Genomic DNA, 9715 nt, shown 5'->3' on the forward strand with positions numbered 1-9715 from the left:
AAAAGAAACCCAAATACAGAATTGTATTTGAATTTCTTAACTTAATGACATTGGCTGGTGGGCTACCTTTTTATTATACTAAATGAAAATTAAAGAGCAAACTAGGAAACTAGCGCAGGTTGCTCAAAACACCGTTTTTGAGGTTGCAGATAGAACTGACGAAGTCAGCTCAAAACACAGTTTTGAGGTTGTAGATAAGACTGACGAAGTCAGTCACATATATACAGCAAGGCGACGTTGACGTGGTTTGAAGAGATTTTCGAAGAGTATTAGAAAATGCCGATAAGGGTCTGCATACCAAGACTAGTGAGGATGATGGCAATCCAGCAAATAGCTCCGAGAACAATGGATTTTCCACTGGATTTGACCATAGCTACCAGATTGGTTTTGAGACCGATAGCACTCATGGCCATGATAATAAGGAATTTAGAGAGTTGTTTGAGAGGGGTAAAGAAATTACTGGACACACCGAGAGAGGTGAGTAGTGTAGTGAGGAGAGAGGCAAGGATGAAGTAAAGGATAAAAAGTGGGAAGACTTTTTTCAGTTGCAATCCTTGCTTATTTTTTTGCTCGCGACTTTGCCAGTAGGAGAGAAAGAGAGTGATGGGGATAATAGCTAGGGTGCGTGTGAGTTTGACAATGGTTGCGGATTCGAGGGTATTAGTTTGGTAGAGACTGTCCCAGGCGCTGGCGGTAGCCGTTACAGAGGAAGTATCATTGACCGCAGTTCCTGCAAAGAGGGCGAAGCCTTCATTGGATAGATGAAGCCAGGTACCTAGGGTTGGAAAGATGAGCGCAGCCAAGACATTGAAGAAAAAGATAACGGAGATGGCTTGGGCTACTTCCTTTTCCTTGGCATGGATAACGGGCGCTGTCGCCGCAATGGCAGAGCCCCCACAGATAGAAGATCCCACTCCAATCAAGGTAGCCAGTTTTGTGTCCAGTGCAAAGAAACGCTGGAAGAGGTAGGCAACAATCAAGGCTATTGAAATGGTGGAAAGGATGACAGGGAGTGAAGATTGCCCAACTGCGAAGACTTGCGAGATATTGAGACCAAAACCAAGCAAGATAACGGCATACTGAAGCAATTTCTTGGAACTAAAGGTCAATCCAGCATCCAGTTGTTTATAGGGTGAGAGAAAGGGATGGAGAAGCATGCCTATGAAAATGGCAAAAACGGGCGCGCCAATCACAGGGAAGAATCCTCCTAAGTACCAAGATAGGATGGAAATGAGAAGGCAGGCCAAGATGCCTGCTCCATTTTTTGATAGAAATGACATAAAAACCTCCAAATAGAATCTGTTACCATTATAGACCTGTAAAGAGGAAAAGTAAAATAGAAAGTGGAAAGTTATTCTATCATGTATTTTTGCGGTCGGGGGGCTTTTGTAGTATAATAGAGATACGTTTTTACAGTAGGAGGTATCTATGGACTTAACTAAGCGCTTTAATAAACAGTTAGATAAGATTCAAGTTTCGTTGATTCGTCAGTTTGACCAGGCTATTTCTGAGATTCCTGGGGTCTTGCGTTTGACCTTGGGGGAACCTGATTTTACAACGCCAGATCATGTCAAAGAGGCGGCCAAGCGAGCGATTGACCAGAACCAATCCTACTATACAGGGATGAGTGGTTTGCTGACTTTACGTCAGGCAGCCAGTGATTTTGTTAAGGAAAAGTATCAACTGGACTATGCTCCTGAAAATGAAATCTTGGTTACAATTGGGGCGACAGAGGCCTTATCTGCGACTTTGACGGCTATTTTAGAAGAAGGAGATAAGGTGCTCTTGCCAGCTCCTGCTTATCCGGGTTATGAACCAATTGTCAATCTAGTTGGGGCAGAGATTGTCGAGATTGACACAACTGAAAATGGTTTTGTCTTGACTCCTGAGATGTTGGAAAAGGCTATTTTGGAGCAGGGTGATAAGCTCAAGGCGGTGATTCTCAACTATCCAGCCAATCCGACAGGAATTACCTATAGTCGGGAGCAGTTGGAGGCCTTGGCAGCTGTTTTACGCAAATACGAAATTTTTGTTGTCTGTGATGAGGTTTACTCAGAATTGACCTACACAGGCGAAGCCCATGTGTCTCTGGGAACCATGTTGAGAGATCAGGCTATTATTATCAATGGTTTGTCGAAATCGCATGCCATGACAGGTTGGCGTTTGGGACTGATTTTCGCTCCTGCGGCCTTCACAGCCCAGTTAATCAAGAGTCACCAGTACTTGGTAACTGCCGCAAATACCATGGCTCAACACGCTGCAGTGGAAGCCTTGACGGCTGGTAAAAACGATGCGGAACCTATGAAGAAGGAATACATCCAGCGTCGGGACTATATTATCGAGAAAATGACTGCTCTTGGTTTTGAGATTATCAAACCAGACGGTGCCTTCTATATCTTTGCTAAGATTCCAGAGGGTTACAATCAAGACTCCTTTGCTTTTCTGAAGGATTTTGCTCAGAAGAAGGCTGTTGCCTTTATCCCTGGTGCAGCCTTTGGGCGTTACGGGGAAGGTTATGTGCGCCTGTCTTATGCGGCTAGCATGGAGACTATCAAAGAAGCCATGAAACGACTTGAGGAGTACATGAGAGAAGAATGATTCAGTCTATCACGAGTCAAGGCTTGGTGCTCTACAATCGCAACTTTCGTGAGGATGATAAGCTAGTCAAAATCTTTACAGAGCAGGCTGGCAAACGCATGTTTTTCGTCAAACATGCTGGTCAGTCTAAGCTGGCCCCTGTTATTCAGCCCTTGGTGCTGGCACGATTTCTCTTGCGAATCAATGATGACGGGCTTAGCTATATTGAGGACTATCATGAGGTGATGACTTTTCCCAAGATTAATAGCGATCTCTTTGTCATGGCTTATGCGACCTACGTGGCAGCTCTTGCAGATGCTAGTTTGCAGGACAATCAGCAGGATGCTCCCTTGTTTGCTTTTTTACAAAAGACTTTGGAGTTGATGGAAGCTGGCTTGGATTATCAAGTTTTGACCAATATTTTTGAAATTCAAATCTTGACTCGATTTGGGATCAGCCTCAATTTTAATGAGTGTGTCTTCTGCCATCGGATCGGTCAGGCTTTTGATTTTTCTTTCAAATATGGCGCTTGCCTCTGTCCAGATCATTATCATGAGGATGAGAGACGTTGCCATCTCAATCCCAATATCCCTTATCTGCTCAATCAGTTTCAAGCCATTGATTTTGAGACTTTGGAGACCATTTCGCTCAAGCCTGAAATCAAGCAAGAGCTACGCCAATTTATGGATCAACTCTACGAAGAGTACGTTGGGATTCACCTAAAATCAAAGAAATTTATTGATTCCCTAGCAGACTGGGGACAATTACTAAAAGAGGAAAAGAAATGAAAAAAATCGCAGTAGATGCCATGGGAGGCGATTACGCACCTCAGGCCATCGTTGAGGGTGTCAATCAAGCCCTAGCTGACTTTTCAGATATCGAAGTTCAACTCTACGGAGATGAAGCTAAAATCAAGCAATATCTGACAGCGACAGAGCGCGTCAGCATTATCCATACGGATGAGAAGATTGATTCAGACGATGAACCTACGAGAGCTATTCGGAAGAAGAAAAACGCCAGTATGGTATTGGCGGCCAAGGCTGTCAAAGAGGGTGAAGCAGATGCTGTCCTATCGGCTGGAAATACAGGTGCTTTACTAGCAGCAGGATTTTTCATCGTGGGTCGTATCAAGAACATCGATCGTCCTGGGCTTATGTCGACCTTGCCGACTATTGATGGGAAGGGGTTTGACATGCTGGACCTCGGTGCTAATGCGGAAAATACAGCCCAGCACCTCCATCAATATGCGGTTCTAGGTTCCTTCTATGCTAAAAATGTCCGTGGAATTGCGCAACCACGTGTTGGCTTGCTCAATAACGGAACAGAGAGTAGTAAGGGCGATCCGCTTCGTAAGGAAACCTACGAATTACTGGCGGCTGATGAAAGTTTGAACTTTATCGGAAACGTGGAAGCGCGTGATTTGATGAATGGCGTTGCGGATGTTGTTGTGGCAGATGGTTTCACGGGAAACGCTGTGCTCAAATCCATTGAAGGGACAGCCATGGGAATTATGGGCTTGCTCAAGACCACTATTACAGGTGGTGGTCTTCGAGCGAAACTAGGTGCCCTCCTTCTCAAGGACAGCCTCAGAGGTTTGAAAAAACAGCTCAACTACTCAGATGTTGGTGGAGCGGTCTTGTTTGGTGTCAAGGCACCTGTTGTCAAGACTCATGGCTCAAGCGATGCCAAGGCTGTTTATAGTACGATTCGCCAGATCCGTACTATGCTAGAAACAGACGTAGTTGCTCAGACTGCGCGTGAATTTTCAGGAGAATAAAAGAGATGACAGAAAAAGAAATTTTTGACCGTATTGTGACCATTATCCAAGAGCGACAGGGAGAGGACTTTGTCGTGACAGAATCCTTGAGTCTGAAAGACGATTTGGATGCTGACTCCGTTGACTTGATGGAGTTTATCTTGACACTGGAAGATGAATTTAATATCGAAATCAGTGATGAGGAAATTGACCAACTCCAAAGTGTAGGAGATGTGGTTAAAATCATTCAAGCAAAATAAAGATATAGAAGTTCCAAGGTATTTGCTTTGGAATTTTTCTTTGGTTCAAGTGACCGTTTAGGAACAGATTTAGTCTTTCTAGGGACAGGAGAGATATGAAAACAAATAAAGGATATAATGTAGTCAGAAAAATCAATCTCCAAAAAGGAGAAAAAAGAAAGGATTTTCACGATGAAAAAATATCTTTATTCTAGTTTGTTAGTTCTTGCAGGAGGCGTTCTCCTAGCAAATACTACTGTGGCCTATGCTGATTCCCCATCAGCAAGTGAGAAAGAAGCGATTGCTCAATTAGTTAATCAAGGCAAGATAAAAGCTGAAGAAGCTGATCAAGTAAAATTGATTGGTTTTGAAGATAAAGAAACCCAAGCAGAGGGAAATCAAGAGAAGAAAGCTTTCAATCAATATCGTGATCCGAAAGGCACATGGATGCAAACCAATGGTAAATGGTGGTTTAAATACGGTTCAGGTGGTTATGCTAAAAATTGGGAACAATTAGATGGCAAGTGGTACTATTTTGATGACCAAGGATGGATGAAAGAAAATACTTGGATTCAACCTGATGGTAATTATTACTACTTATCTGCTAGTGGTGCTATGGTCACTGGTTATCAACGTGTGAATGGTACACCATACTTCTTTAGAGAAAGTGGTGTATGGGTAGAAAATCGTGGACAGGCACTTGGTGAATATGCCGAGACATTTGTAGGGAAAATCCCATATGTTTGGGGTGGGGCAGATTTGAATAGTGGCGTAGATTGCTCAGGATTTACGATGGCTATTCATGCTAAGTTTGATATTAGTATTCCTAGAGTGACCTATGGTCAAGCAACGGGAGGAAGTTATGTAAGTAATGGTTCTCAACAAGCTGGAGATTTGATTTTGTATAATAGTGAAGAGACAAATGACCATGTAGGTATTTATGTTGGTGGTGGAAAGGTAGTTCATGCTCCATATCCAGGTCAATATGTTTCTTATATGGATCAATACGGTATTACTCAAAATACAATTCGTAGATATTGGTAATATTGTCTAATTTTTCACAATATTATTGACTTTGATTATGAAAAGTATTAGAATATAGCTAAATAAAGAGGGGAAACCCTCCTGTAGCTATTCAATAAAGGAGGAAATGGCTATGAAAAAATCTAAACTACTCACACTTGGTTTGCTTGCAGGTGCTGGTCTGCTTTTATCTATCAACCAAGCACAGGCTGCAGATACTTGGGTTAAAAATGGTGCTGACTGGAATCTTTCACAAGATGGCAGTCTAGCTAAGGATAAATGGGTACAAAATGCTGGCTCATGGTATCACTTCGACAGCACTGGTAAAATGCAGACAGGTTGGCTCAAAGACGGCAATACTTGGTATTCTCTAGCAGATAGTGGCGCTATGCGTACTGGCTGGTACAAGGAAGGTAACACATGGTATTCGCTCGCAAGTAGTGGCGCTATGCGTACTGGCTGGTACAAAGAAGGATCTACATGGTATTACCTCAAAGGCAGTGGCGCTATGGCAACAGGATGGGCGACTCCAAATGGTAAATGGTCTTACTTTGAAAAATCAGGTGCTATGGTCGCAGACAGAGCTGTTCCAGCCAGTGATGGGGAAAGTTATGTCATTGGTAAGGATGGATATCTGTTAACCAAACTCCCAAGCCAGGTTGAACAATCTCAAGCGGATGATACAATTATCACAAATATTGTTACTTTATCTGACGGGTATGATTATCATCTTATTCATAGAAAAGATGGAGTCATTGTTGAAAAAAATGCTTGGTACATCAAGCCAGAGTTTAAAAAGTTTTCTAATAAATATGGGGATGTGGTTGCAAATACTACCTTAGCTTTAGTGGATAATAAAGAAGAAGGACAAGAAATTGATCCTAAGGCAGTTGTACAGAACTTCCAAAACTTACCAAATCGCTACTACTTTGATGAAAATGGACATCGTGTGATTAATATCCCAGCAATGACAACCTATTCAGAGATTAAAAAAGTTGGCAATGATGTCTATTTAGAAAATCCAGGTGCACGACTTCGTCTTGGAGCTACCAACTTTACAATCAATAACAATAAACTATACTATTTAGAAAATGAGCAAGGTAAGCTCAAAACAGGTTACTTTGTATTAATTGATGATGGAGCAACCACTACTCACCATCACATTCTAGCCTATGCGGATCAATCTGGTGAAATTCTTAAGATGAAACGCTTGCCATCAGGAGTTTCAGATTATCTGGATAAAGAAATCGATGGTTTATACGGTGAAAAAATTAAGATTGAATCTCCACACTCAAACGAATATTATAAAGTGGTTGTGGTTAAATAAAAATAACATCTTCACAACTAATCGTTAACGCTCTAACCAATATACCATTTTCAGGAGGCTTTAGATTTCTTGTATTTTAAAAGGAAACTAAAGCCTTTTGTAGATGGAGCAGGGGATAGAGTTATCTATAAAATAATGAAAAGGAGTCTGTCATGGAAATGAAAAATACATTTGTAGAATTGGAACAATTTGAAGAGTTAACTCCAGAGGTTTTGGAGGAAGTGAATGGTGGAGGGATTTTTGAAGATACTGTAAAATGGTGCAATAAATTATTTGGTACGGGTAGACACGTTGCTTAAATTCACAGTATTAGTTAGAGATTAGATTTATTTATGCTTATTTTAGAATTCTTATTTTCTGTGATATATCTACTGTTGGTAGTCGTTTCAACCATAGTGCCTACTATTTATTTGGGTGCTCAAATTTCCCCAGAATTTTATAAAAAACGTTATTGGATACTTATATTTTTAATTAGTTTATCTGCTCGTCAAACATTTGGAGAATTATTTCATATAGGAGTTCTTATCTACTTTTACTGTATTTTTTTATTAGTATTGCACAAGGGAAAAGGGGAATCTCTTTTTCTTTCTCTGTATCTTTTTCTCTTCTTTCAAAGTATTCGTTATTTATTTTTGACAATTTGGATTCGTGTATTATCTGGTGAGCATTGTTGTTTCGTAGATTCGTTTTCTACTTTATATATATCTATATTTGATTTATTATCAATCTTTCTATGTTGTAAAATTATGAAGCGTTGGTCTTTGGATTTGGATTTATTCTTTTCAGATACTTTTAAAACCCACTATCGTAAGAGCTTTTTCATTATCCTACCTCTGACTGGATTTAGGATATTCTCTTCGTTCATGACCAATAGAAATAGTTCTTTTTACGTTCGCTTTGACACGACCATTTCTCTCCTGATTTTCATTCTCTTTTTCTCCTGGCTCTTTTATATCAGACACTTAGAGCAGGTTTATCGTGATGAGCAGACCATTCAGAGACAGGAAGAAGAAAATCGTTCCTTGCAAGGGATGGTGGATAAGTTGGGTCATCTCTATGATGAGGTTCGAGGTTTCCGTCATGATTTTGCAGGGATTGTCGCTAGCATGGAGCCTGCCATAGCGAATCAAGATATGGCTGAGGTGTCTACCATTTATCAAGATGTCTTTCTGAAGACCAATGAAAAGCTGAGAAAGGCGGACTACACGGCCTTTAATCTTCACAATATACATGACATAGCCATTCGTAATACCTTGGCAAAAGCCATGATTGTGGCAGATAATCAGGGAATTCATTTTAGTTTGGAGACGGTGGGGGTTGTCGAAGAGCTGGCTTTGCCGATGTTGGAGGCTATCCGTATCCTCTCTATCCTCACGACAAATGCCTTAGAGGCAGCTAGTGAGGCAGAAAATCCGCAGATTCGGGTTGCTTTGTTGGCAGGTGATAGGAGTGTCCGTTTTATCATTGAAAACACTCGTAAGAAAGAAGAACTGAATCCCAGCATTCTCAGTCAAAAGGGTTACTCTACCAAGGGTAACCACAGTGGACTGGGCTTAGCGACCTTGGAAGATATGGTTTTTCATTATGATTTAAACTTAGATACCCAGCTAGGAGAGACGACTTTTAGACAAGATTTAGAATTGCCATTTAAGGATGAGAAACGAGGGGGAGAGGAATGAGAATTTTAGTTTTGGAAGACGATAGAGTTCAGCAGGGACGGATAGAGCAGACTTTGCTAGATATCGGTCGCTCTCGCAATTTGAGATTGGAAATTGATATTGCCAAAAGCTATGGAGATGTTGAAAAGTATTCTCAGTATTTTGACCATTACCAGCTCTATTTATTAGATTTAGAGATTGATGGAGAGCGTGAACGGGGCTTTCAGGTTGCTCAACAGGTTCGGGAGCGAGATCCCTTTACAAGTATTGTCTTTGTGTCCACGCACTCGGAGGCCTTGCCTCTAGCTTTTCGCTATCACTTGTCTGCCTTGGATTTTATTTCCAAGGATCAGCCAGAGGAAGATTACCGTTATCAGTTGGAGCGCTGTCTGGACTATGTACTGGCAGTGGACAAGAGGGAAAATATGCGTCTCTTTACCTATAGTTTTGAGGGAAGACGGGGCTTTACTCTGCCCTACCATGAGATTTTAGCCTTTGAAACCTCAGTGGAATCCCATCGTATCAAGGTTTATTATGCCAATCATTCTATCAAAACCATTTATGGTAGTCTCAAGGATATCGCTGCAAAGGCTGAAAAAGATTACTTTGTCTATGCTAATCGCAATACTTTAGTCAGTTTACAGGCAATTGAAGAGATGACTGCCACAGAAGTGACCTTGTTAGAAGGCTTGCACTTCCCCGTATCACGAACAGCCAGAAGAACCCTAAAAAAACATCTCAATGTCTAATATCTGTTAGACTTGGATGAGTTTATCAATAAGAATGTCGGAAAATTTTCTGATATTCTTATTTTTTTGACTTCTTTTTCGAATAGATAAGTAAGAGGAAAAGGAAAGGAGTCTAATTTATGTATCTACCAATCTTGTATCCGTGGTTCATTAAATTATTTTTTAAATAAAATTTGATTTAGTTGTAAATTTTCGGATTGTTTTTCGAATAGATAAGTAAGAGGAAAAAGAAAGGAGCCTAGTTCATGTATCTACCAATTTTTTATCCGTGGTTCATTAAGTTATTTTTCAAATAAAATTTAATTTAGTTGTACATTTTCGAAATTTTTTTCGAATAGATAAGTAAGAGGAAAAGAAAGGAGTTTGCTTCATGTATCTACCAATTT

The 9715-nt window shown here is 40.7% G+C and carries 10 protein-coding genes; 9 read left to right on the plus strand and 1 reads right to left on the minus strand.

The features are described 5' to 3' along the window. Nucleotides 1-269: 269 nt before the first annotated feature. A complete protein-coding gene (locus tag ADI58_RS00410) occupies nucleotides 270-1280 on the minus strand; it encodes a YeiH family protein (protein ID WP_049521045.1) in 1011 nt (336 codons plus the stop codon). A 148-nt stretch (nucleotides 1281-1428) separates the two neighbouring features. On the opposite strand from ADI58_RS00410, the gene ADI58_RS00415 reads away from it, so the two are divergent. The 9 genes from ADI58_RS00415 to ADI58_RS00455 all read left to right on the plus strand — a co-directional run bounded on the left by ADI58_RS00415 (nucleotide 1429) and on the right by ADI58_RS00455 (nucleotide 9329). Further along, a complete protein-coding gene (locus tag ADI58_RS00415) occupies nucleotides 1429-2598 on the plus strand; it encodes a pyridoxal phosphate-dependent aminotransferase (RefSeq protein WP_049521046.1) in 1170 nt (389 codons plus the stop codon). After that, complete coding sequence (gene recO / locus ADI58_RS00420) at nucleotides 2595-3365, plus strand: DNA repair protein RecO (protein WP_000616131.1); 771 nt, start codon at nucleotides 2595-2597, stop codon at nucleotides 3363-3365. Before ADI58_RS00415 ends, recO begins: the two co-directional genes overlap by 4 nt. Next, nucleotides 3362-4354 (plus strand): phosphate acyltransferase PlsX, encoded by a 993-nt coding sequence (plsX, locus tag ADI58_RS00425; RefSeq protein WP_049521047.1) that lies wholly within the window; start codon nucleotides 3362-3364, stop codon nucleotides 4352-4354. Before recO ends, plsX begins: the two co-directional genes overlap by 4 nt. Nucleotides 4355-4359: 5 nt before the next feature. Continuing rightward, nucleotides 4360-4593, plus strand: coding sequence for an acyl carrier protein (locus ADI58_RS00430; protein WP_000136445.1), 234 nt, complete (start codon nucleotides 4360-4362; stop codon nucleotides 4591-4593). Nucleotides 4594-4764: 171 nt separating this feature from the next. Next, nucleotides 4765-5616 (plus strand): C40 family peptidase, encoded by an 852-nt coding sequence (locus ADI58_RS00435; RefSeq protein ID WP_033675636.1) that lies wholly within the window; start codon nucleotides 4765-4767, stop codon nucleotides 5614-5616. 112 nt (nucleotides 5617-5728) lie between these two features. After that, the gene (locus ADI58_RS00440; RefSeq protein WP_049521048.1) at nucleotides 5729-6922 is read left to right on the plus strand and encodes an N-acetylmuramoyl-L-alanine amidase family protein; all 1194 of its coding nucleotides are present in this window, start codon (nucleotides 5729-5731) and stop codon (nucleotides 6920-6922) included. A gap of 152 nt (nucleotides 6923-7074) precedes the next feature. Beyond that, on the plus strand, nucleotides 7075-7221 hold the full coding sequence (locus ADI58_RS00445) for a smi_0057.1 family bacteriocin-like peptide (RefSeq protein WP_000425304.1): 147 nt from the start codon (nucleotides 7075-7077) through the stop codon (nucleotides 7219-7221). 564 nt (nucleotides 7222-7785) lie between these two features. Next, nucleotides 7786-8601 carry a GHKL domain-containing protein gene (locus ADI58_RS11465; protein ID WP_239683519.1) on the plus strand — a complete coding sequence of 272 codons (816 nt, stop codon included), beginning with the start codon at nucleotides 7786-7788 and terminating at the stop codon, nucleotides 8599-8601. Next, nucleotides 8598-9329, plus strand: a complete 732-nt coding sequence (locus ADI58_RS00455) for a response regulator transcription factor (RefSeq protein WP_033675642.1) — start codon at nucleotides 8598-8600, stop codon at nucleotides 9327-9329. The genes ADI58_RS11465 and ADI58_RS00455 overlap by 4 nt, the downstream gene beginning before the upstream one ends. Nucleotides 9330-9715 lie beyond the last annotated feature (386 nt).

It is taken from the genome of Streptococcus mitis, from assembly GCF_001074635.1.
GTDB classification, from domain to species: domain Bacteria; phylum Bacillota; class Bacilli; order Lactobacillales; family Streptococcaceae; genus Streptococcus; species Streptococcus mitis_E.

Coding starts and splice junctions, on each gene's coding strand:
- ADI58_RS11465 (WP_239683519.1), top strand. CDS start 7,786: ATGACCAATAGAAATAGTTCTTTTTACGTTCGCTTTGACACGACCATT.
- ADI58_RS00455 (WP_033675642.1), top strand. CDS start 8,598: ATGAGAATTTTAGTTTTGGAAGACGATAGAGTTCAGCAGGGACGGATA.
- plsX (WP_049521047.1), top strand. CDS start 3,362: ATGAAAAAAATCGCAGTAGATGCCATGGGAGGCGATTACGCACCTCAG.
- ADI58_RS00410 (WP_049521045.1), bottom strand. CDS start 1,280: ATGTCATTTCTATCAAAAAATGGAGCAGGCATCTTGGCCTGCCTTCTC.
- ADI58_RS00445 (WP_000425304.1), top strand. CDS start 7,075: ATGGAAATGAAAAATACATTTGTAGAATTGGAACAATTTGAAGAGTTA.
- recO (WP_000616131.1), top strand. CDS start 2,595: ATGATTCAGTCTATCACGAGTCAAGGCTTGGTGCTCTACAATCGCAAC.
- ADI58_RS00430 (WP_000136445.1), top strand. CDS start 4,360: ATGACAGAAAAAGAAATTTTTGACCGTATTGTGACCATTATCCAAGAG.
- ADI58_RS00440 (WP_049521048.1), top strand. CDS start 5,729: ATGAAAAAATCTAAACTACTCACACTTGGTTTGCTTGCAGGTGCTGGT.
- ADI58_RS00435 (WP_033675636.1), top strand. CDS start 4,765: ATGAAAAAATATCTTTATTCTAGTTTGTTAGTTCTTGCAGGAGGCGTT.
- ADI58_RS00415 (WP_049521046.1), top strand. CDS start 1,429: ATGGACTTAACTAAGCGCTTTAATAAACAGTTAGATAAGATTCAAGTT.